Origin of the sequence: Azospirillum formosense (genome assembly GCF_013340925.1) — a bacterium.
GTDB lineage: Bacteria > Pseudomonadota > Alphaproteobacteria > Azospirillales > Azospirillaceae > Azospirillum > Azospirillum formosense.
The window spans coordinates 1-22,413 of the sequence record NZ_WHOR01000074.1 but is presented as its reverse complement, the minus strand read 5'-3'; the positions used below and the strand labels follow the sequence as shown (position 1 = coordinate 22,413).

Here is a 22,413-nt window from a genome sequence, read left to right as displayed (position 1 = left end):
GTCTTGTTCGTGGCCGTGGCGCCCCCACCTACCCATCGACAGCGACGATGCGGGAGGACGAGGAATGCGCATGGGCCGAACCGCCGCCCTGATGACCGCCACCACCCTTGCGGCTTGCCTGAGCGTCACGGATGCGAGCGCCGTGGACAAGGTGTTCAAAACCGAAAAGGCGATGGTGTCGGTGAAAACCGTCGCCAGCGGCCTCAGCCATCCCTGGGGGCTGGCCTTTCTGCCCGACGGGCGGATGCTGGTGACCGAGAAGGATGGCCGGTTGCGCATCGTGGCGCCGGACGGCACGGTGTCCGGCCCGGTGAAGGGCGTGCCGAAGGTCGACGACCGCGGGCAGGGCGGCCTCCTCGACGTGGCGCTGGACCCGGACTTCGCGCAGAACCGCTTCGTCTATCTCAGCTTTTCCGAGCCCGGGACGGAGGACGGCACCAACTCCACCGCTGTGGCGCGCGGCGCGCTGAACGCCGACGAGACCGCCCTGACCGACGTCCGGGTGATCTTCTCGCAGAAGCCCAAGGTGGAAAGCCGCATGCATTACGGGTCCCGGCTGGTCTTCGACCGGCAGGGCCACCTGTACGTGACGCTGGGGGAACGCTCGCTGGAGCGGTTCCGGACGCAGGCCCAGGATCTCGACTCGCATCTGGGCAAGGTGGTGCGGATCAACCGCGACGGCTCCGTGCCCGCCGACAACCCCTTCGTGAACCGTTCCGGCGCGCTGCCGGAAATCTGGTCCTACGGCCATCGCAACATCCAGGGCGCGGCGCTGAACCCGCAGACCGGCGCGCTGTGGATCAACGAGCACGGGCCGCGCGGCGGCGACGAGGTCAATGTGCCGGAGCCGGGGAAGAATTACGGCTGGCCGGTGGTGTCCTATGGCGTGAACTACAACGGGACGCCGATCGGGACGGGCAAGTCGAGCGCGCCCGGGATGGAGGAGCCGGTGTACCAGTGGACTCCGGTCATCGGTTCCTCCGGCATGACCTTCTACACGGCCGACACGTTGCCCGGCTGGAAGGGCAGCCTGTTCAACGGCGGGCTGGCGACCAAGGAGGTCGTGCGGCTCGAACTCGACGGCAACAAGGTCAAGCACGAGGAGCGCATGTTCCGCGATCTCGGCAAGCGCATCCGGCAGGTCAGCCAGGGACCGGACGGCGCGCTCTATCTGCTGACCGACGAGAATCGGGGCGAGATTTTGCGGGTGACTCCGGCGGGCAAATCGTAAGCAACGCTTCAACGGCCACCGCGGCGCCGGGGCGGTTTCCTCAGGCGCTCCGCGGCCATCAGGTCGCTGCGGCTGACGCCGATGTCCCTCAGCAAGCGGTCGTCAAGGCGGTCGGGGGTGACGGCTCTTTGCGTCCGGCGCTTTATCAGTTTGCGGCAGGCTCCCAGCAAGGCGGCGGTGAGCGACTTCGGCAGGGTCGCGCCGAAAGCGCGGACGGCGGACAGGGTCGTCATGGGCGTTCCTCCGTTCGGGCGGGGACTGCCGCCCCGCGTTGCCGGTCCTGTCTAGCGGGCTTCGGCCGGTGGCGAAGTGGCCCCCTTCACACCGGCCCCACGCTTTCCGGACTTCCGATGGGAGGGCAGGGGCGCTACACAGGCGCCCATGCCAGCCATCAATCCCCCGTGCATCATTCCCATCGACGACCCGGACGACCCGCGGATCGCCGCTTACCGCGACGTGAAGGAGCGCGACCTCGTGGGGCGGGAAGGGCGCTTCATCGCCGAAGGGGCGGTCGTGTTACGGACGTTGTTGACCGCCTCGCGCCATGAAACCCTGTCGCTGCTGATCGCGGAGAAGCGGATCGCCGGGCTGGTGCCGATTCTGGAGGCGTTGCCCGCCGCGGTGCCGGTCTACAGCGCCCGGCAGGAGGTGCTGGACGCCATCGCCGGCTTCCCCCTGCACCGCGGTATCCTCGGGCTGGGGCAAGCGGCGCCGATGCCGGAGCCGGACGCGCTGCTGGCCGGGCTGGGGCCGCGGGCGACCGTGCTGGTGCTGTGCGGGATCGGCAACCACGACAATGTGGGGGGCATCTTCCGCAACGCGGCGGCCTTCGGGGTGGACGCGGTGCTGCTCGATTCCGGCTGCTGCGACCCGCTCTACCGCAAGGCGATCCGCGTGTCGGTCGGGGCGGCGCTGCGGGTGCCCTTCTTGCGGATTCCGGCGGGAACCGATCCGGTCGCGCTGCTGGAGCGGCACGGCTTCGCCGTCCTCTCGCTGAGCCCGGCGGGGGCGGTCCCTCTGGCGGCCCTGCGCCGTCCGGAGCGCGCGGCGCTGCTCCTGGGATCGGAAGGGCCGGGCCTGCCGGCCTCCGTGCTGGCGCGGACGCGGACGGTGCGCATCCCCATGGCGCCGGATTTCGATTCCCTGAACGTCGCCACGACCAGCGGGATCGTCCTGCACCACCTCGCCTTTATGGCGGAGCCGGAGTCAGGCGTCGGCTGAGTCGTCGATCCGGCGCAGGCCGGGCGGGGTGGCGTCGCGCAGGCTCCGGGCGAGCGCGCGGAAGCCGGCGGCGCGCGGGTCGCTGGCCCGCCAGACCAGACCGATGACGCGGCCGGGCGGGTCGCCCTGGAAGTCGCGGTAGGCGACCAGACCGCCCACCGTCGCCGCCTCCCCGTCGCCGGTGGCCAGCCATGGCATCAGCGTGTAGCCGGTGCCACTGGCGACCATGTGGCGCAGCGTCTCCAGCCCGGTGGCGTGGCGCATGCCGCGGGTGGTGGCGCCGCAGGCGGCCAGCGCCTGATCACGCAGGCAATGGCCTTCCTCCAGAAGCACCAGTTCGCCGGGGTCGAGGTCGGCCAGGGCGATGGAGGGCAGGCTTTCCAGCCGGTGGCCGGTGGGGTGGGCCAGCATGAAGGGCTCGAAGAACAGGGCGTCGCAGGTCAGTCCCTCCGCCTCGACGGGCAGGGCGAGCAGGACGGCGTCGAGCCGCCCCTCGCGCAATTCCTCCAGCAGGCCGTCGGTGCGGCCTTCGGACAGCACGAGCTGGACGTCGGGCAGGTGCCGGCGCATCGCGGGCAGGACGTGGGGGAACAAGTACGGTCCCAGCGTCTGGATCGCCGCGATGGCGAGCGGGCCGTGCAATCCCTCCGCCGTCCCGCGGGCCAGAGCCAGCAGGCGGCGCGCCTCCTCCAGGACGACGCGGGCCTGGCGGATCACCACCTCGCCCTGCGGGGTGGGCAGCACGCGTCGGCTCGTCCGCTCGAACAGGGTGATGCCGAGCAGGTCTTCGAGCTTGCGGATTTGCGCGCTCAGCGACGGCTGGCTGACCGAGCAGCGCTCCGCCGCCTTGCCGAAATGCCGCTGCTCGGCCACCGCCACCACATATTCCAGATCGCGAAGGGAGAGACCGGCGAGATTCATAGGCTCAGGCTATCGAGGCATTTGAAACGATGTCTTGGATATATCAACGACGCGGCGGGATAACCAGGGGGCAAAGCGGACACGGCGACCGACAAGACGCCCACCATAAGAAACGCCAGAAGGAGTTGAGCCATGAGCACTCTGACCACTGCTGCCGGCATTCCCGTCGCCGACAACCAGAATTCGCTGACCGCCGGCCCGCGCGGTCCGGTGCTGATGCAGGATTTCCACCTGATCGAGAAGCTGGCCCACTTCAACCGCGAACGCATTCCGGAGCGGGTGGTCCACGCCAAGGGGGCCGGCGCCTATGGCGTCTTCCGGGTGACGAGGGACGTGACGTCCTACACATCGGCGCGATTCCTGTCGGACGTCGGCAAGGAGACCGAGGTGTTCCTGCGCTTCTCGACCGTCGGCGGCGAGAAGGGCTCCGCCGACGCCGAGCGCGACCCGCGCGGCTTCGCCGTCAAGTTCTACACCGAGGACGGCAACTACGATCTGGTCGGCAACAACACGCCGGTCTTCTTCATCCGCGACCCGCTGAAGTTCCCCGACTTCATCCACACGCAGAAGCGCAACCCGGCGACCAATCTGAAGGACCCGACGGCGGTCTGGGACTTCTTTTCCCTGTCGCCAGAGACGATGCACCAGCTGACGATCCTGTTCAGCGACCGTGGCACGCCGCGCGGCTACCGCCACATGGACGGCTTCTCCAGCCACACCTTCTCGTGGATCAACGCGGCGGGCGAGCGCTTCTGGGTCAAGTATCATTTCAAAACCCGCCAGGGCATCCAGAACTTCACGGCGGATCAGGCGGTGCGCATGGCCGGCGTCGATCCCGACCACGCCACCCGCGACCTGTTCGCCGCCATTCGCGACGGCGATTTCCCGGCCTGGACCGTCTCGGTGCAGATCATGCCGGAGGTCGAGGCCGACGCCTGCCGCATCAACCCGTTCGACGTGACCAAGGTGTGGCCGCACGCCGATTACCCGCTGGTCGAGATTGGCGAGCTGGTGCTGAACCGCAACCCGGAGAATTACTTCGCCGAGGTCGAGCAGGCCGCCTTCAGCCCGGCCAACGTGGTGCCCGGCATTTCCTTCAGCCCGGACAAGATGCTGCAAGGGCGCCTGTTCGCCTACGCCGACGCGCACCGCTACCGGCTGGGCGCCAACCATCAGGCGTTGCCGGTCAACCGCCCGCACGCCGCGGAGGTCCGCAACCACCAGCGCGACGGCGCCATGCGCTTCGACGGCAACGGCGGCGGCAGCCCGAACTACGAGCCGAACAGCTTCGGCGGGCCGGTGCAGAACCACGCGGTGGCCGAACCGCCGCTGCGCATCGCCGGCGACGCCGCCCGCTACGACCACCGCGAGGGCAACGACGATTACGCCCAGGCCGGTGCCCTGTTCCGCCTGATCGGCCCGGAGGCACAGGAGCGGCTGATGGACACCATCGCCAACTCGCTGGGGGAGGCGCCGCTCTTCATCCAGCGGCGGCAGTTGGCGCACTTCTTCGCGGCGGACCCCGCCTATGGCGCGGGCGTCGCGAAGCGGCTGGGGCTGACGGCAGCGGCACAGCCTGAAGAGGCGGCCGTGGCCGGCTGAGGCCCAACTCCCGAACACTCGGCACCGCCGGACGCACCCCCTCGCGTCCGGCGGCTTTTTTTGAGGTATGGGTCAGTCCGCTGAGGCGTTCTGGCGGTCTGCCCAGCCCTCGGCGATCCGCGGCAGGTTGAACTCGATCCAGTCGGCGAGGAGGCGCACCTTCTCGGCGGCCTCCCGCCCCAGCGGCGTCAGGCTGTAGTCGACATGGGGCGGCACCACGTCGTGGGCGGTGCGCTTGACCAGCCCGTCGCCCTCCAGCCATTGCAGCGTCTGGGCCAGCATCCGCTCGCTGACCCCGCCGATGGTGCGGCGGAGTTCGCTGAAGCGCAGCGTTCCGCTTTCCAGGGCGATCAGGACCAGCACGCCCCAGCGGCTGGTGACGTGCTTCAGCACCTCCCGCGAGGGGCAGGCCGCGGCCATCAGGTCGCCGCGCTGCATCCGCTCCGACAGCGGCAGCGGAATGTAGTCATCGTCCGGTTCCGGCATGGCCGTCCTTCTCCCGCTAGGAATCTTCACACTTACATTTATGTACGTACTTACGAAAAGTAAGCAAGAGGCTTAGGTAGGTGGTCACCACCCAACCGCAAAAGGGACACCCGACCATGACCATCGCCGTCACCGGTGCCACCGGCCAGCTTGGCCGCCTCGTCATCGCCCGTCTTAAGGAAACGGTTCCGGCCTCCGGCATCGTCGCCCTGGTGCGTTCCCCCGCCAAGGCCGCCGATCTGGGGGTCGAGGCCCGCGAGGCCGATTACGGCAACCCCGACGCGCTCGCCCGCGCGCTGGCCGGTGTCGACACGTTGCTGCTGATCTCGTCGAACGAGATCGGGCAGCGGGCGGCGCAGCACCGCAACGTCGTCAACGCCGCGAAGGCGGCGGGCGTCGGCCGGATCGTCTACACCAGCCTGCTCCACGCCGACCGCTCGCCGCTGAGCCTCGCCGAGGAGCACCGGGCGACGGAGGCGGACATCAGGGCGTCGGGCATCCCCTTCACGATCCTGCGCAACGGCTGGTACACGGAGAACCACACCGGTTCGGTCGGCGCGGCGCTTGCCGGGGGCGCCTTCATCGGCAGCGCCGGCGACGGGCGGATCTCCTCGGCCACGCGCGCCGACTACGCGGACGCGGCGGTGGCGGTGCTGACCGGCACCGGCCATGAGGGCAGGACCTACGAGCTGGCCGGGGACGATGCCGTGACGCTGGCCGACCTTGCCGCGGAAATCTCCCGCCAGTCCGGCAAGGACATTCCCTACCGGAACCTGCCGGAGGCGGACTTCGCGGCTATCCTCGCCGGCTTCGGCCTTCCCGAGGCCTTCGCGAAGGGCATCGCCTCCTGGGACGCCGACGCGTCGAAGGGCGCGCTGTTCGACGACGGGCGCCAGCTGTCGGCGCTGATCGGGCGCCCGACCACGCCGCTGTCCGCCGCCGTGGCCGCCGCCTTGCCACGATAAGGGCTGGCCGGCAAAGAAAAAGACCTCCTCGCCCGTGCAAGGCGAGGAGGTCTTTTTTGGACAGGCTACGGTCTGACGACGCTTACTGCGAGGCCGCCGCGATCTCCCGCGCGCGGCGGGAGACCGACGCCGCGTAGTGGTCCTTGGCCAGGATGGTGTAGACCGCCGGCAGGACGAACAGCGTGAACAGCGTGCCGATCAGCATGCCTGACACGATCACCAGACCGATGGAGAAGCGGCTGGCGGCACCGGCGCCGGCGGCGGTCAGCAGCGGCAGGAGGCCCACCACCATCGCCGCCGTGGTCATCAGGATCGGGCGCAGGCGGACGCGGGCCGCGTGCTCGATGGCGGTGCGGCGGTCCACCCGCTCGTTGATCTGCATCTCGCGGGCGAACTCCACCATCAGGATGCCGTGCTTGCTGATCAGGCCGATCAGAGTCACCAGACCCACCTGGGTGTAGATGTTCATGGTGGACAGGCCGAAGAACAGCGGCAGCAGCGCGCCGCAGATCGACATCGGCACCGAGATCAGGATCACCAGCGGGTCGCGCAGCGATTCGAACTGCGCGGCCAGCACCAGATAGATGACCACCAGCGCGAAGACGAAGGTGACCATGAGCTGGTTGCCCTCGGTCACGTACTGGCGCGACTCCGACAGGTAGGAATGGCCGAAGCCGGCGGGCAGGATCTCGCGGGCCTGCCGCTCCAGGAACTCCACGGCCTGGCCCATCGTCACGCCCGGCATCGGCACCGCGGAGAAGGTCGCGGAGGGAAGCTGGTTGTACTTGGTCAGGGCGTTCGGCTCCGTCGCCATCTCGATCGAGACGACGGTGGACAGCGGGATCTGCGCGCCGTTGCCCGCCGTGACGTAGTAGCGGGTCAGCGTCTCCGGCGTCAGGCGCTTGTCGCGCGGCACCTGCGGGATGACCTCGTAGGAGCGGCCGTTCAGGTTGAACCGGTTGACGTAGTTGCCGCCGACCAGGACCGCCAGCGTGTCGCCGACCGACTGCATGGACAGGCCGAGGTCCGCCGCCTTCGACCGGTCGACGTGCAGCCGGACGACCGGGCTGTTGAACTGCAGGTCGCTGTCGGTGACGATGAACATGCCGCTTTCCATGGCGGCGGTCTTGATGCGCTCCATGGCGTTGAAGATGGTCTGGTAATCGCCGGGGCTGTTGATGACCATCTGCACCGGCAGGCCGCCGGTGGAGCCGGGCAGGGCCGGCGGCGACACCAGGAACACCTGCGTGCCGGCCACCTTGCCGAGATCGGCCTGGACCAGCGGCTGAAGCTCCTTGGCGCTGCGGGTGCGCTCGTCCCACGGCTTCAGGATCATGCCGGCGAAGCCCTGGGTCAGGGTCGGCAGGCCGTTCAGCACGAAGCGGGTGTCGGTCTCCGGATAGTGGGTAAACACCTCGTCCATCTCACGCCCGTAGGCGTCCATGTAATCGAGGTTGGCGTACTGCGGCCCCTTGGTGATGCCGAACAGGATGCCCTGGTCCTCCTCCGGCGCCAGCTCCGACATGGTGTTGGCGAAGAGGAAGCCGACGCTCAGCAGAACGCCGAAGCCGAACAGCAGGGTCGCCGCCCGGTAGTCCAGCGCGCCGCCCAGCCGTCGCCCGTACCAGCCGGACAGCTTGTCGAAGGTCCGGTCGACGAAGCGGGCGAAGCGGCCCTCGTTCATGTCGCGGGTCAGCAGGAGCGAGCACATCATCGGCGTCAGCGTCAGCGCCACCACGCCGGAGATGATGACCGACCCCGCCAGGGTGAAGGCGAACTCGCGGAACAGCGCGCCGGTCAGCCCGCCGAGGAAGCCGATGGGGGCGTACACGGCGGCCAGCGTGATGGTCATGGAGATGATCGGCCCGATGATCTCCCGCGCGCCGATCAGCGCGGATTCGACGGGCGACTTTCCCTCCTCCAGGTGGCGGTGGACGTTCTCCACCACCACGATGGCGTCGTCCACCACCAGGCCGATGGCCAGCACCATGGCGAGCAGCGTCAGCAGGTTCAGGCTGAAGCCCATCGCCAGCATGATCGTCGCGGCACCCACGATGGACAGTGGGATGGTCACGATGGGGATCAGCACCGAGCGGAAGGAGCCCAGGAACAGGAAGATCACCACGATGACGATGCCGACCGCCTCCAGCAGCGTCTTCTGCACCTCGTCGATGGAGGCCTGGATGAAGCGGGTGGAGTCGTAGACGATCTCCATCTTCAGCGACGGCGGCAGGTTGCGCTCCAGCTCCGGCACCAGCTTGCGGATGTCCTCCACGATGGTCAGGGGGTTGCCGGTCGGCGTGGAGTTGATGCCGATGAAGATCGCCTGCTGGCCGTTCATCGACACGCTGGCGTTGGAGCTTTGCGCGCCCAGCTCGATCTCGGCGATGTCCTTCATGCGGACCAGGGCGCCGTCCTTGGACTTCACCACCATCTGCCGGAACTGCTCGACGTCGGTCAGGCCGGTGTTGGTGGTGATGTTGGAGACGACGAAGACGCCCTTCGCCTGCCCGGGGGCGGACTGGTAGTTGTTGGCCTGGATCGCCGCCCGCACGTCGGCGGCGGCGATGTTGCGCGCGGCCATCCGGTCGGGGTCGAGCCAGACGCGCATGGCGAAGGTCTGGCCGCCCAGGATCTGCGCCTCGGCCACGCCGGGCACGGTGGACAGCAGCGGCTGCACGACGCGCGTCAGATAGTCGGAGATGGCCGCCCCGGACAGCTCCGGGCTGGCGAAGCCCATATAGAGGATGGAGGTCGTCTCGCCCGTGGACTTCAGGATCACGGGGTCGTTGGCCTCGCGCGGAAGCTGGTATTTGACCTGCTGCACCTTCGACATCACGTCGGTCATCGCGACGTTGGGGTTGAAGTTCAGCCGGATGTAGGCGGTGACGAGGCTCACCCCCTGGGTGGAGGAGGAGGTGATGTAGTCGATGCCTTCCGCGGTCGCCACCGCCTGCTCGATGGGCGTCGTGATGAAGCCCTGCATCAGGTCGGGGGAGGCGCCGGGGTAGGAAGTGGTGATGGTGATGACGGTGTTCTGCAACTCCGGATACTGCCGGATCGGCAGATCCGTCAGCGACCGGACGCCGACCAGCAGGATCAGCAGGCTGACCACCAGCGCCAGAACCGGCCGTCGGATGAAGATGTCGGTGAATGACATGGCCGGGTCCTCAGTTGCGCGGAACGGTCTGCGGCGGCACCAGCGCGCTCGCTTCCGTCGGCACCACGGCGGCGCCGTTGTTCAGCTTGAGCTGGCCGGAGGACACCACCCGGTCGCCGGGCTTCACACCGTCGAGGATCTCCACCTTGCCGTCGAAGCGGTCGCCGGTCTTGACCGGGACGCGCTTGGCGACATGGCCGTCCTTGCCCTCGGCGTCCTTCTGGGCGGCGACGACGAAGACGCTGTCGCCGTAGACCGTGTAGTCCACCGCGGTTTCCGGGATGACGATGCGGTTCCGGGCTGGCGGCTGGACGACGCGGATGTTGGCGAACATGCCGGGCAGCAGCTTGCGCTCGGGGTTCTGCAGCGTCGCGCGCACCTTGATGGCGCGGGTGTCCGGGCTGACCTGCGGCTCGATGGTCGAGATCACCGCGTCGAAGGTGGCGCCGGGGGCGGCGTCGGCGGAGATCAGCACCGGCTGGCCGATGCGGATCTGGCTCAACGCCTGCTCGGGCAGGGTGAAGTCCACGAACAGGTTGGCGAGGTCGGTCAGCGTGACGACGGGGCCGCCGGCGCTGACATACTCGCCGACATTCACCTGCCGGATGCCCAGCTCGCCGTCGAAGGGCGCGCGGATCAGCTTCTGGGCGATCAGCGCCTCGGTCTTCTTGATGTTGGCGTTGGCCTCGTCGAGCTGGGCCTGGTTCTGGTCCACGGTGACCTGCGGGCCGGCCTGGTTGCGCAGCAGGTTGCGGGCGCGCTGCAGGTTGTTCTCGGCCAGCTTCGCCTGGGCGCGGAAGGCCAGCAGGTCGGCTTGGTCCGGAGCGTCGTTGAGCTGCACCAGCGGCGCGCCGGCCTTCACGGTGGCGCCCGATTCGAAGAAGATCTGGGTCACGCGCCCGACCACCTCCGGCGCCACGCTCACCTGCCGGCTGGCGGTCAGGGTGCCGATGGCGGTGGTGTATTTGGGAACGGACTGCGCCGTCGCCTCGGCGACCGAGACGGGGGTCGGCGGCGGCTTGTTGCCGGCGAAGAAGTCGGCGATGGCCTTGTTGCGGAAGTTGTTGAAGGCGTACAGGCCGCCGAACAGCACGGCCAGGATGACGGCCATGATGATGATGCGGAACGCCAGCCGCCCGCGGGTGACCGGACGGCGTGCGGTGGTCCGCTCCGGCGCGCGAGCGGAATGGTCGATGTCACTCGTCACGATCAGCCTCTCTCGAACAGGTCGGTTCTGGTTCTGTTGATTGGGTGCAATGCAATAAAGACGTGTAAAGGGCAACCGCTTCCTCCCGCAGGCCGAGGCCGCGCAGGATGAAGGCGACCGCGTCGTGGACGGTGCGCCGCGGCTCGGCCAGGGAAGGGACGAGCGGCGTCGGCGGGAGGTGAATGGTGGCCAGGGTCGAGCCCAGCATCTCCGCCAGCCAGAAGGCGTTTTCCGTCACCGGGGCCGAGGGGACGAGATCGCCTGAGTCGCGGGCGGCGCGCAGCGAGGCCACGAAGGGCGGCGCGATGTGCTCCGACATCCAGCGGCGCACCATGTGGGCGAATTCCCCGTCCTCCAACAGGCTCATGAAATAGAGCCGGAAGCGGGGAAGCATGGTGTCGCGGTCGCTGGGCAACTCGCTGGCGTAGCAGCTCACCATCGCCTGGACATAGGCGGCGAGCGTCTCCGTGCTCGGCGGCATCGCCAGCAGCTTCGCCAGATCCTCGTCCCCGTCCACGCAGGAGCGGAAGATCGCCTCGTAGAGGGCGGCCTTGCTGGGGAAATGCTTGAAGATCAGCGCCTCCGACACACCGGCGGCCTGAGCGATCTCCTTCGTCGTGGTGGCGGCGAATCCCTTGCGCGCGAACAGCGGCAGGGCCGCGTCGATGATTGCCGCGCGCCGGGCCGAGTTGTCCAGCCGTCCCATGATTAACCCTATTCCATAAGTGAGCACTAACTCACTTTGCTGGGCCGGAGATATCACGGCGCGGTCAGGCTGTCCAGAGCGGGCTCCCTACAACCACTGGCGTCAGTGCGAATTTGCGCTTGACCTTCCCGCCACTGGAAGGTGGAGACTGTGAGCGGTGATGCCGATGCAGGAACGGGAAACGGCGATGGCGCGGGGTGGCTGCACCCTTGGCGGGATGGTGCCGATCGGGCGGCTGGTGGCGGGGCTGCTGATGCTGGCCGCGCTGGCGCTGTTCGTGCCATCCGCCGCGCAGGCGCATATCCATGGTGGCGCCCACGGTCAGGGCCATGCCGCATCCTCGGCTCCGACGCCGGCCGGAAGCGTCTGGGTGGGCGATGCCGACCACGCGCCCCCGGCGGACGACGCCTGCGCGGGCAGGAACGGGCTGTCTTGCGGCGGCGCCTGCCTGATGATGCTGTCGGGCATCGCCACCACGGCGGCCTTTCCGATGCCGCCATTTCGCCTTTCGGCACCCTTCCGGCCGACCAGCCAGTTGCCGGAGGGAATCGGCCCGCCGCCGGCCCTCAGACCACCGCGCATGACCGTTTGATCCGACTCCATGCCCAAGGTGCGCGTTCACCGCGCGCTCTGGGCCGGCATCTCGCAAAAACGGACCATCGCATCATGACGATTCTTCAGACCCGCCGCTGTTTCCTGGCGTCCGCGGCTTCCGTGGCCGCGCTGGGCGGCCTGTCCTCCCTTCTTCCCGCAGCCGCGCGCCCCGCATGGGCCGGGGCTCCCCTCCGCCTCGCCGTCGAGCGGCGCGTGCTGGAGGTGTTGGGCAAGCCCGCCTCGGTCTTCAGCATCCGCCAGCCGGACGGCACCTCCGGTCTGGTCCTCGATCCGGGGCAGCGCTTCCTGGTCGATCTGGCGAACCGGGCCGGGGAGGACGCGGTCATCCACTGGCACGGCATGACCCCGCCCTACGCCCAGGACGGCGTGGCCGACGCGAACCGCCCGCTGATCCGCGACGGCGCCAGCCAGAGCTACGATTTCGAGCCGCGGCCCGGCACGCACTGGATGCATTCGCACCACGGCCTCCAGGAGCAGCGGCTGATGGCGGCCCCCCTGATCGTCCGCACGGCCGACGACCGGCGCGAGGACGCGCAGGAGGTCACCGTGCTGCTGCACGATTTCACCTTCAAGGACCCCGCCGCGGTCCTCGCCGGGCTGACCGGCGGCGGCGCCATGAATCACGATGGCAGCCATGGAGGCAGCCATGGAGGCGGGCATGGCGGCGCCATGCCGATGATGGACCACACGACCATGAAGGGCATGGGCGGCATGACCATGGCCGCCATGGACCTCAACGACGTGGAATACGACGCCTACCTCGCCAACGACCGCACGCTCGACGACCCGGAGGTGGTGCGGGTGGAGCGCGGCGGGCGGGTCCGGCTGCGGCTGATCAACGGGGCGACCTCGACGGCCTTCCACATCGACCTCGGCGCCCTCGACGGGACGGTGGTCGCGGCGGACGGCAACCCGGTGGAGCCGGTGAGCGGGCGGCGCTTCGGCATGGTCATGGGACAGCGGCTGGACATCCTCCTCCAGCTTCCCGCCGAAGGCGGCGCCTTCCCCGTCCTGGCGCAGCGGGAAGGGGAGCGTCAGCGCACCGGCATCATCCTCGCCACCCCCGGCGCCACGGTGGGCAGGACCGCCGGCCTTGCGGACGCCGCCGCCGGGCCGGTGGACCTGTCGCTGGAGCGGCGGCTGGCGGCGCTCGCTCCCTTGGCGCCGCGCCCCACGGATGCGGCCTTCACCATCCGTCTGACCGGCGGCATGGCACCCTATGTCTGGACCATCGATGACCGTCCCTTCGGTGAGCACCGGCCGCTGACCGTCCGCAAGGGGCAGCGGGTGACCGTCACCATGGTCAACGAAAGCCCGATGGGCCACCCGATGCACCTGCACGGCCAGCATTTCCAAGTGACCGCGCTCAACGGGACGGCGTTGGCCGGGGCGGTGCGCGACACGGTGCTGGTGCCGTTGAACGGGTCCGCCACCATCGCCTTCGACGCCGACAATCCCGGGCGCTGGCCGTTGCACTGTCACAACCTTCTGCACATGGCGACGGGCATGATGACCGAATTGGTGTGCGAGCAAACCATATGAACACGAAGATTCCGGCGCGGCCCGACCGCGCCGGAACGGTTACCGCAAAAGCTCCGTGCCGGTTCGGATGGATGTAATCGGCACATCCAGGCGCATTCCTTTGGGTGCGAACTTTCACGCATCACCCCCATTCACATTGGACCGGGACGTGTCACTTCTCTTCCATCTCCGGGGCCGGCAACCAATGTTCCGGGACCAATCTTCTGCGGGGGCGGCCATTGGCCATGGATACCTGGTGTTATGACGGCGGTGCCGGGGGGCGCGCGGCCGCCGGATCTGGTGGTGGGTCTGCCGGCGGGGCTGCCGCCGGTGCGGCGGACCTGTGGCTGGACCCGGATCTTGCGGCCCTGGAGGCGCTGTCGCTGCGGGTGCGGGATCTGGTGCTTCCGCATCTGGGCAGCGGGCCGGCCATCTATGCGGACATCCCGGTCCATCTGAACGTCGGGGATCTGCTGATCAACCAGGGGGCGGAGACGCTGTTCGCCGACGGCGGCGTGGACATCCGCGAGCGGGTGACGCTGGGCAACGCCCGGCGCCTGCTGCGCCGCCAGCGCGACGGGCAGGCGGCGATCCTGCTGCACGGCGGCGGCAATTTCGGCGACCTCTACCCCCATCACGAGACGTTCCGGCAGAAGGTGCTGGAGAGCTTTCCGTCCAGCCGCATCGTGCTGCTGCCGCAGACCGTCTACTACCGCGACCACGACCGGCTGCGCCACGACATGAAGCGCTGGTCGGCCCACCGCAATCTGGTCTTCATGGCGCGCGACGCGCCGTCGCTCGATCTGGTGCGGCCCTTTCTGGGGGAGCGGGCGATCCAGGTGCCGGACCTTGCCCATTACCTGACGCGCTACCCGACGCGGCTGACGCCGGTGCGCCCGGCACACGACACGACCCTGCTTGTGATGGCCCGGCGCGACCAGGAATGCGCGGGGCGCCACTGGCTGCGCCAGGACTCGCCGGTCTTCGACTGGGAGGATCTGTGCGGGCCGGAGGATTTCGCCGGTTTCGCGCTCGCCGCCCGGCTGATCCGGCTGGACGACGCGGTTCCACTGCCCGCCGACCCGCTGCGCGGCTGGTATCCCATCCGCGACCGACTGGTCCGCAAGGCGGTCGCCCATTTCGGCGCGGCCAACGCCGTGGTCACCAACCGCCTGCATGGGATGCTGCTGGCCCTGATGATGGGGTTGCCGGTGCAGGTGCGCGACAACTCCTACGGCAAGCTGACCAACTACATCGACAGCTGGCTCGCCGATTGGAAACGCTGAGGACCTCGGGAACGTTTGCGCCCCGCATCCGTCTGTCATCCCGGAACACGGGCTGAAGAGGGCGTCGGGACGTATGGCGGGCAAAGGGCTGCACATCGGATTCGAGGAGACGGCGAGCGGCGGTCTGGTCCGCCGCACCGTCCTGCTGTCCGAGGACGGCGCCCGCCGCCGGGACCGCGTGGTCTACGAGTTCGAGGATCCGGCCGGGACCTCGGCGGACCGGCCGATGGACGGGGCGGTCATGGCGGTCCTGTTCCACGCCATGCAACGGGGCCTTCCCGTCCATGTGCACGGGCCGCTGACCCGCACGGCGATGCACAACATCGACACGCTCCAGGGGGTGTGGCGGCGCTGGCGTCCCGACCGCTACCAGACGGTGGAGATCATTCCGGAGACGGTCGTCGACCGCAACGCGCCCAAGCCGGGGCGCCGGGCCATCGCCGCCTATTCCAGCGGCCTGGACAGCACCTTCACCATCCTGCGCCACCGGCTTCTCCTGCCGCCGGAGCGGCGCCACCATGTCGGCGCGCTTCTCATGGTGCACGGCTTCGACGTGGAACTGGACCGGGCCGAGGATTTCGAGCGGCTGGTCGAGCGCACCCGGCCCTTCCGCGAACTGGTCGGGCTGGAGCTGCGCGTGGTGCGCACCAACAGCAAGGAGCTGCATCTCCAGAACTGGCAGGATTCCCACGCGGCGGAGCTGGCGGCCTGCCTGCACCTCCACGCCGCGGAGTTCGAGTTCGGGCTGATCGGCAGCACCAAGCCTTACGACGCGCTGGTCATCCCCTACGGCACCACCCCGATCGCCGATCACCTGCTGTCCGGCGACGGCTTCGCCATCGTGCACGACGGGGCTGCCTATTCCCGCACGGAGAAGGCCGCGGCGGTCGCCGCCTATCCGGAGGCGGTGCGCTCCCTGCGCGTCTGCTGGGAGGGGACGGAGCAGTTCCGGAACTGCGGCGTCTGCGAGAAATGCGTGCGCACCCGGATGAACTTCGCCGCCGCCAGGGTGGCTGCACCGGAGTGCTTCGACGGGCCGCTGGACCCCGCCCGCATCGCCGGCATCCCCGTGCGCAACGAGCCGCAGGCGGCGGAGCTGCGCTCCATCCTCGACTACGCCCGCCAGCATGCGGTCGAGGGGGAATGGCTGGAGCGGCTGAAGGAGCGGGTGCGCGCCATCCAGCCGGACCTTGGGCAATCCGACTCCGGCCGTCCCGAACCCCGTCCTGTCCGGGCGGTGAAGGGCGCCGCCGCGTCGCTGCGGCAGGCGGCGGTGGGACTGCTCGACGCCATGGAGCTGAAGCAGCCGCTCAAGCGGGTCCGCAACCGGCTGCGGACCCGGGGCTGACCCTGTCGTTCCGGCGCGCGCCGAGCAGCCGCATCGCCACCAGCAGCATCAGCGGCGCCGCCGCCGGCAGGCCGAGGACCAGCGCGAGAGGCCCTGCGGGCCACCCTCTCCCCAGAGGGGAGAAGGCGATGAACTCGCGGCAAAAGTCCCGTGATTTATGCCATCAACGCTTCCAAAGCCCCGCGCATGCCGCGCTCCTCGATAACCGCCAGATGGGCGGCGGTGCGGTGGGCCAGACCGGGGATGCGGGTCAGGTCCTCGCCCCACAGCGCGGCGTTGGACAGCACGGCCTCCACCAGCGCCGCCGGGTCGCCGCCATGCGCGGCCCAGGCGCCGGACAGCGCCGTCAGGACCGCCGCGTCGTCACGGATCGGGTATGGGCCGGCGTCACGGCTGCCGCTGCACGTGCCGTCCGCCGCCAGTGTGCCCTTGTAGAAGCGCAGAAGGGCAGCCAGCGAGAAGGACAGGCCGTCCGGCGCCTCGCCATGGGCGGCGGCGTGGTCCTTCAGGCTGGGCAGGACACGGACCTGCCACTTCGACACCGAGTTCAGCGCGATGGCGATCAGCTCGTGCCGGATGTGGGGGTTGCCGAAGCGTTCCATGATGGTGCGGGCGTAGTCCTGGCGCTCGGCGTCCGGCAGGGGCACGAAGGGCACGATCTCCCCAAACATTCCCGTGTTGAGGTAGGCGGAGAGGGTGGGGTCGTCCATCATGCCTTTCACCGTGTCCACCCCCGCCACGAAGGCGGCGAGCGCGCCGGCGGTGTGGGCGCCGTTCAGGATGCGCACCTTGCGGGTGCGGTAGGGCTTCAGGTCGTCGGTCCAGACCACGTTCAGCCCGGCCTTGTGCAGCGGGAATTCCTCGGCCAGGGCCGCCGGGCCTTCGATGACCCAGACGTGGAAGGGCTCGCCGGCCACGGCCAGCGGGTCCTCGTAGCCCCACGTTGTAGCGAGTGCCGCGGCCTCGTCGCGTGGGTAGCCGGGGACGATGCGGTCGACCAGCGTGTTCAGGAAGTGGTTGTGCGCCTCGACCCAGGCGGCAAAGCCGGACTCCAGGCCCCAGCGCTCGGCGTGGGCGAGGACGATCCGCTTCAGCTTGGCGCCGTTGGCCTCGATCAGCTCGCAGGGCAGCAGGACGAGGCCGCTCTCCGGCGTGCCGCCCAGCGCGGTGAAGCGGGCGTGCAGCAGCGCCGCGACCTTGGCCGGGAAGCTTTGTTGGCAGGCGCCGGGGGTGTAGGGCTCCGCCACGTCGGCGATGCCGGCCTCCGTCGTGTTGGACACCAGGAAGCGCAGCGCCGGGGACGTGGCGAGGGCCAGCATGCGGTCCCACTCCGCGTAAGGGTTCAGCGCCTCGGACACGCAGCTCACCACCCGGCGGGATTCGACCTCCTCGCCCTGCTCGATGCCGCGCAGCAGGACGGTGTAGAGCCCTTCCTGCGCGTTCAGCAGGCCGGCGACGCCCTGGTCCAGCGGCTGGGCGACGGCGACCCCGGCGCGCATCAGCCCGGCGCCGTTGGCGACGTCCACCATCCAATCGACGAAGCCGCGCAGGAAGTTGCCGTCGCCGATCTGAAGGACGGTGACGGGCAGCCGCGGGGCGCCCGCCGTGTGCGCAACCGTCGTGTTGGCAATGGCGAAGGCGCCGGCGGCGAGCGATGCACGGGAGAGAAGGGGCATGACGGAAGGTCCTTTGAGAATCGGAGTGCGCTGGCAGAGGGTTCAGGCGACGCCGAAGCGGTAGACGATGCGGCCCGTGCACCACTGGCCGGGGGCCAGCGCGGTGGAGGGGAAGGACGGGATGTTGACGGCGTTGGGGAAGTGCGACGGCTCCAGGCAGAAGGCGCTGTGCCGGGTGTAGAGCCTGCCGCCCTTGCCGAGGTCGCGCGGCGTCTGGCCGTCGAGGAAATTGCCGGTGTAGACCTGCACGCCGGGTTCGGTGGAGAGGACCTCCAGCATCCGCCCGCTGCCCGGATGGACGACGCGGGCGTGCAGCCCCAGCGCGCCCGCCGGCTTGTCCACCGCGTAATGCAGGTCGTAGCCCTTGCCGAGCGCCAGCATCGGGTGATCGGCGGCGATCCGTGCGCCGAAGGCGGCGGGGCTGCGGAAGTCGAAGGGCGTGCCGGTCACGTCCACCAGCTCCCCGGTGGGGACGGCGGTGGCGTCCAGCGCCAGATAGCGGCTGCCGTTGACCGTCGCCACATGGTCGAGGATCGAGGACCCGGCGTCGCCCGACAGGTTGAAGAAGGTGTGGTCGGTGAAGTTCGCCACGGTCGCCTTGTCCGCCGCCACGGCGGTCCAGGCGATGGTCAGGGCGTTGTCCTCGTCCAGTGAGTAGACCAGCCGGACGGGCAGGGTGCCGGGAAAGCCCTCCTCCCCATCCTGGAAGACGTAGGTCAGTTCCAGGCTCGTCTCGTCCAGTTGCCGGGCGTCGAAGGTGCGGAATCGGGAGCCGCGCTGGCCGCCGTGCAGCGTGTTGGGCGGCGCGTTGACGGCGGTGCGGTGCTCCACCCCGTCCAGCGTGAAGCGTCCGCCGCCGATGCGCCCGCAATAGCGCCCGATGAAGGAGCCCATGGAGGGCTGGCCGGCCATGGTCCGCTCCAGCGTCTCATAGCCCTGCACCACGTCGCCGAGGGCGCCGTCGCGGTCGGGCGCCAGGATCTGGACGATCTTGCAGCCGTAATTGGTGATGCGGACGGCCATGCCCCGGCGGTTGCGCAGGGTGAACAGGTCGGTCGGCGTGCCGTCGATGGTGGCGCGAAAATCCTCGCGCCGGAGGTCGGCATAAGGCGTCATGGCGTGGGTGCCCCTTGGACCGGAGGATGCCGGAAGGATATTGAATATATTAATATATCAGTTATCGGGGCGGAAGGAGAAAAGCACCCGCCGCCGGAGCGGGCGCTTTTGCCGCACGTGACGAGATGGGCAATTGTCAGCCGGGGAGCGTCATGTCCGTTCGGGCGTCTCACCTTCTGCGTGATGGCGTGGTGATGTCGGCGACGCGACAATTGGGAGTTGCCGGGGCTTCAGTGAACCGGCCGGCGGGACCGGGGAGGACAGCCGTGACCACCCTCTTTCACGACGCTCTGCACGAGGATTTCGGAACCTGGCCCGTCGCCTACATCCCCTATGGCGGGGCGGAGTTCGGCGAGATCAAGGCGGTCGCCGCGGCCATCGGCGACGGTGACGACGGCGCCTATTACGACGCCTGGACCGCGGCGGGCGACCGGCTGGCGCACGAGGCCGACATCGCCCTGTCCAAGGGTCACAAGGCGACCGCCCGCGCCCTCTATTTGCGGGCGAGCGCCTTCCACAACGCCTCCTTCCACCCGCTCTACGGCGCCCCCGTCGATCCGCGCCTGATCGCCGCCTTCCGCAAGGGGACGGCGGCGCTCGACAAGGGGCTCTCGCTCGGACCGCGCCCGGCCATCCCGCTGGCCATTCCCTTCGGCGGGATGGCGATGCCCGGCCGCTTCATCCCGGCGGAGGGTTTCGAAACCCGCGTCCGCCCGCTGATCGTCTTCACCAACGGCTACGACGGCACCATCACCGACATGTATTTCGCGTCGGCGGTGGCGGCCTCGCGGCGGGGCTATCACAGCCTGCTGTTCGACGGCCCCGGCCAGGGGGCCATGCTCTACGAGCACGGCGTGCCGCTGCGCCCGGACTGGGAAACGGTGATCGGGGCGGTGGTCGATTTCGCCGAAACCCTGCCGCTCGTCGATGCGGAGCGCATCGCGCTCAGCGGCTGGAGCCTCGGCGGGCATCTCGCCCCGCGCGCCGCGTCGGGCGAGCCGCGCATCGCGGCGCTGATCGCCGATCCCGGCACCTGGAGCATCGCCGACGGCTTCCGCGACGTGGTGGTGCACCAACTCGGCGTCGCGCCGGAGGCGGCGGCCGATCTCGGCGCCCTGGACCAAGCCGTGATCGACCGCATGGACACCTTCATCCGCGGCAACCGCCAACTGAACTGGAAGGTCGTTCAGCGCGGCTTCTGGGTGCATGGCGTCGCCGACCTGCGCTCCTATCTCGCCTCCGCGGAGCGCTTCACCATGCGGGGGCGGGCGCAGCTCATAGCCTGCCCGACCCTGATCACCCAGGCGGAGGGTGACGCCCTGTCGGCCGGTGCCGGCGCCTTCTTCGACGCGCTCGTCGGACCGAAGACGCTGATGCGCTTCACCGCCGCCGAAGGCGCCGGCGGGCATTGCGAGATGGGCAACCGCTCCCTCCTGAACCTCCGCGTCCTCGATTGGCTGGATGACCGGTTCAAGGTTGGGGGCTGATGCCCCCGCCTCCTGGGTCAGTGATTGTCGCGCGGGATGCCCATGGTCTGGGCGACGCGCTGGTACTTGACGGCGGGCTTCAGCACCATGCCCTCGTCGAGCTGGTCGACGATGCCGCGCTGGATCTCCTGCCAGGGGGTCTGCGACGGTGGGATGGGGTAGCCGCCCGCGGCCTCCAAAGCGGCGCGGCGGTCGGCCAGTTCGCCCTCCGGGATCAGGATGTCGGCGCTGCCGCGGCGCAGGTCGATGCGCACCCGGTCGCCGCTGCGCAGCAGGGCCAGCCCGCCGCCCGCCGCTGCCTCCGGGGACGCGTTGAGGATGGAGGGCGATCCCGAGGTGCCGGACTGGCGGCCGTCGCCGATGCAGGGAAGGGAGTGGACGTCCTGCCGGATCAGCGTGGCGGGGGGCCGCATGTTGACCACCTCCGCCGCCCCCGGATAGCCGATGGGGCCGGTGCCGCGGATGACCAGGATGGTGTAGGCGTCGATGCCCAGGCCGGGGTCGTCGATGCGGTGATGGTAGTCCTCCGGCCCGTCGAAGACGACGACCTTGCCTTCGAACGCCTCCGGGTCCTGCGGGTTGGACAGGTAGCGCTGGCGGAACTCGTCGGAAATGACGCTGGTCTTCATGATGGCGGCGCCGAACAGGTTGCCGCGCAGCACCACGAAGCCGGCGTTGGGCATCAGCGGCTCGTCGATGGGGTGGATCACCCGCGTGTCGAGGATCGGCTGGTGGCGGCAGTTCTCGCCGATGCTCCGGCCGTTGACGGTGGGCGCCCCCTCGCGGATCAGCCCCTTGGCCATGAGCTGGGCGACGACCGCGGGCACGCCGCCGGCGCGGTGGAAGTCCTCGCCCAGATACTCGCCGGCCGGCTGGAGGTTGACCAGCAGCGGCACGTCGTGGCCGTGGGTCTGCCAGTCCTCCACCGTCAGCGGCACGCCGATGTGCTTGGCGATGGCGTTGATGTGGATCGGCGCGTTGGTCGAGCCGCCGATGGCGGAGTTGACGACGATGGCGTTGAGGAAGGCGTCGCGGGTCAGGATGTCGGAGGGCTTGAGGTCCTCGCGGACCATTTCCACGATGCGCTTGCCGGTTTCATAGGCGGCCTGCTGGCGCTCGCGGTAGGGGGCAGGGATGGCGGGGAGCCGGGAAGCTGCATGCCCAGCACCTCGGCCAGCGAATTCATCGTGGAGGCCGTGCCCATCGTGTTGCAGTAGCCGGTCGAGGGTGCGGAGGACGCCACCAGCTCGATGAAGCCCTGATAATCGATCTCGCCGGCCGCCATCATCTGGCGCGCCTTCCACACGATGGTGCCCGAGCCGGTGCGCTCGCCGCGGAACCAGCCGTTCAGCATGGGGCCGACCGACAGGGCGATGGCCGGGATGTTCACGGTGGCCGCGGCCATCAGGCAGGCGGGGGTGGTCTTGTCGCAGCCGATGGTCAGCACCACCCCGTCGAGCGGGTAGCCGTGCAGCACCTCGACGAGGCCGAGATAGGCGAGGTTACGGTCGAGCGAGGCGGTCGGCCGCTTGCCGGTCTCCTGGATCGGGTGGACGGGGAACTCGATGGCGATGCCGCCGGCGGTGCGGATGCCCTCGCGCAGCCGTTCGGCCAGGACCAGATGGTGCCGGTTGCAGGGGCTGAGGTCGGAGCCGGTCTGGGCGATGCCGATGATCGGCGCGCCCGATTGCAACTCCTCCCGCGTCAGCCCGAAGTTCAGGTAGCGCTCCAGATAGAGCGCGGTCATGTCGGGGTTGTCGGGATTGTCGAACCACGAGCGCGACCGCAGCCGCCGGCTGGAGCCGATTTCCGGGTGCTGGGGAGAGGGCTTCGTATCGGACATGTCGGCACCAATTCGGGTTGGG

Annotated in this window: 17 protein-coding genes and 1 pseudogene; 9 read left to right on the top strand and 9 right to left on the bottom strand. The window is 69.3% G+C overall.

The window, feature by feature from the left end; all coding sequences use genetic code 11:
- Nucleotides 1-1,231 (top strand): PQQ-dependent sugar dehydrogenase (locus GBZ26_RS12245; RefSeq protein WP_345772043.1); only part of this gene is annotated, 1,231 nt, incomplete at its 5' end.
- Between the two features lie 8 nt (nucleotides 1,232-1,239).
- Here the strand turns inward: GBZ26_RS12245 and GBZ26_RS12240 are convergent.
- Complete coding sequence (locus GBZ26_RS12240) at nucleotides 1,240-1,464, bottom strand: DUF1127 domain-containing protein (RefSeq protein ID WP_174439083.1); 225 nt, start codon at nucleotides 1,462-1,464, stop codon at nucleotides 1,240-1,242.
- 148 nt (nucleotides 1,465-1,612) lie between these two features.
- Here GBZ26_RS12240 and GBZ26_RS12235 point away from each other — a divergent pair, with 148 nt between their 5' ends.
- Nucleotides 1,613-2,452 (top strand): TrmH family RNA methyltransferase, encoded by an 840-nt coding sequence (locus GBZ26_RS12235; RefSeq protein WP_174439082.1) that lies wholly within the window; start codon nucleotides 1,613-1,615, stop codon nucleotides 2,450-2,452.
- Here the strand turns inward: GBZ26_RS12235 and GBZ26_RS12230 are convergent.
- Nucleotides 2,438-3,373 carry a LysR substrate-binding domain-containing protein gene (locus tag GBZ26_RS12230; RefSeq protein WP_174439081.1) on the bottom strand — a complete coding sequence of 312 codons (936 nt, stop codon included), beginning with the start codon at nucleotides 3,371-3,373 and terminating at the stop codon, nucleotides 2,438-2,440. The two genes, GBZ26_RS12235 and GBZ26_RS12230, sit on opposite strands and share 15 nt — an antisense overlap.
- A gap of 132 nt (nucleotides 3,374-3,505) precedes the next feature.
- Between GBZ26_RS12230 and GBZ26_RS12225 the strand changes: the two genes are divergently transcribed.
- Complete coding sequence (locus GBZ26_RS12225; RefSeq protein ID WP_174439080.1) at nucleotides 3,506-4,975, top strand: catalase; 1,470 nt, start codon at nucleotides 3,506-3,508, stop codon at nucleotides 4,973-4,975.
- A gap of 72 nt (nucleotides 4,976-5,047) precedes the next feature.
- Here the strand turns inward: GBZ26_RS12225 and GBZ26_RS12220 are convergent, their stop codons facing one another.
- A complete protein-coding gene (locus tag GBZ26_RS12220) occupies nucleotides 5,048-5,461 on the bottom strand; it encodes a winged helix-turn-helix transcriptional regulator (protein WP_174439079.1) in 414 nt (137 codons plus the stop codon).
- Nucleotides 5,462-5,577: 116 nt separating this feature from the next.
- On the opposite strand from GBZ26_RS12220, the gene GBZ26_RS12215 reads away from it, so the two are divergent.
- The gene (locus tag GBZ26_RS12215; RefSeq protein ID WP_174439078.1) at nucleotides 5,578-6,426 is read left to right on the top strand and encodes an SDR family oxidoreductase; all 849 of its coding nucleotides are present in this window, start codon (nucleotides 5,578-5,580) and stop codon (nucleotides 6,424-6,426) included.
- A gap of 82 nt (nucleotides 6,427-6,508) precedes the next feature.
- On the opposite strand, the gene GBZ26_RS12210 is transcribed toward GBZ26_RS12215, so the two are convergent.
- Genes GBZ26_RS12210 through GBZ26_RS12200 form a run of 3 tightly spaced genes read right to left on the bottom strand, consistent with a single transcriptional unit; the run spans nucleotide 6,509 to nucleotide 11,499 of the window.
- Complete coding sequence (locus GBZ26_RS12210; protein ID WP_174439077.1) at nucleotides 6,509-9,586, bottom strand: MexW/MexI family multidrug efflux RND transporter permease subunit; 3,078 nt, start codon at nucleotides 9,584-9,586, stop codon at nucleotides 6,509-6,511.
- A 10-nt stretch (nucleotides 9,587-9,596) separates the two neighbouring features.
- On the bottom strand, nucleotides 9,597-10,793 hold the full coding sequence (locus GBZ26_RS12205; RefSeq protein WP_174439076.1) for an efflux RND transporter periplasmic adaptor subunit: 1,197 nt from the start codon (nucleotides 10,791-10,793) through the stop codon (nucleotides 9,597-9,599).
- Nucleotides 10,783-11,499: a TetR/AcrR family transcriptional regulator gene (locus GBZ26_RS12200; RefSeq protein ID WP_174439075.1), complete on the bottom strand. Its 717-nt coding sequence runs from the start codon at nucleotides 11,497-11,499 to the stop codon at nucleotides 10,783-10,785. Before GBZ26_RS12200 ends, GBZ26_RS12205 begins: the two co-directional genes overlap by 11 nt.
- A 160-nt stretch (nucleotides 11,500-11,659) precedes the next feature.
- Here GBZ26_RS12200 and GBZ26_RS12195 point away from each other — a divergent pair, with 160 nt between their 5' ends.
- From GBZ26_RS12195 to GBZ26_RS12180, 4 genes are all read left to right on the top strand, one after another.
- Nucleotides 11,660-12,091 carry a hypothetical protein gene (locus GBZ26_RS12195; RefSeq protein WP_246654137.1) on the top strand — a complete coding sequence of 144 codons (432 nt, stop codon included), beginning with the start codon at nucleotides 11,660-11,662 and terminating at the stop codon, nucleotides 12,089-12,091.
- A gap of 74 nt (nucleotides 12,092-12,165) precedes the next feature.
- Nucleotides 12,166-13,656 (top strand): multicopper oxidase family protein, encoded by a 1,491-nt coding sequence (locus GBZ26_RS12190; RefSeq protein ID WP_174439074.1) that lies wholly within the window; start codon nucleotides 12,166-12,168, stop codon nucleotides 13,654-13,656.
- A 224-nt stretch (nucleotides 13,657-13,880) separates the two neighbouring features.
- A complete protein-coding gene (locus GBZ26_RS12185; RefSeq protein WP_174439073.1) occupies nucleotides 13,881-14,921 on the top strand; it encodes a polysaccharide pyruvyl transferase family protein in 1,041 nt (346 codons plus the stop codon).
- Between the two features lie 73 nt (nucleotides 14,922-14,994).
- Nucleotides 14,995-16,269, top strand: coding sequence for a hypothetical protein (locus GBZ26_RS12180; RefSeq protein ID WP_174439072.1), 1,275 nt, complete (start codon nucleotides 14,995-14,997; stop codon nucleotides 16,267-16,269).
- A 155-nt stretch (nucleotides 16,270-16,424) separates the two neighbouring features.
- Here the strand turns inward: GBZ26_RS12180 and GBZ26_RS12175 are convergent, their stop codons facing one another.
- Both GBZ26_RS12175 and GBZ26_RS12170 read right to left on the bottom strand, forming a co-directional pair.
- Entirely contained in the window at nucleotides 16,425-17,945 is a 1,521-nt protein-coding gene (locus GBZ26_RS12175; RefSeq protein ID WP_174439071.1) for a tagaturonate reductase, read from the bottom strand.
- A 42-nt stretch (nucleotides 17,946-17,987) separates the two neighbouring features.
- Nucleotides 17,988-19,061: an aldose epimerase family protein gene (locus GBZ26_RS12170; protein ID WP_174439070.1), complete on the bottom strand. Its 1,074-nt coding sequence runs from the start codon at nucleotides 19,059-19,061 to the stop codon at nucleotides 17,988-17,990.
- Between the two features lie 266 nt (nucleotides 19,062-19,327).
- Here GBZ26_RS12170 and GBZ26_RS12165 point away from each other — a divergent pair, with 266 nt between their 5' ends.
- Nucleotides 19,328-20,548, top strand: a complete 1,221-nt coding sequence (locus GBZ26_RS12165; protein WP_174439069.1) for an alpha/beta hydrolase — start codon at nucleotides 19,328-19,330, stop codon at nucleotides 20,546-20,548.
- A 17-nt stretch (nucleotides 20,549-20,565) separates the two neighbouring features.
- Here GBZ26_RS12165 and GBZ26_RS12160 read toward each other — a convergent pair.
- A pseudogene (locus tag GBZ26_RS12160) lies at nucleotides 20,566-22,391 on the bottom strand (IlvD/Edd family dehydratase).
- Nucleotides 22,392-22,413 lie beyond the last annotated feature (22 nt).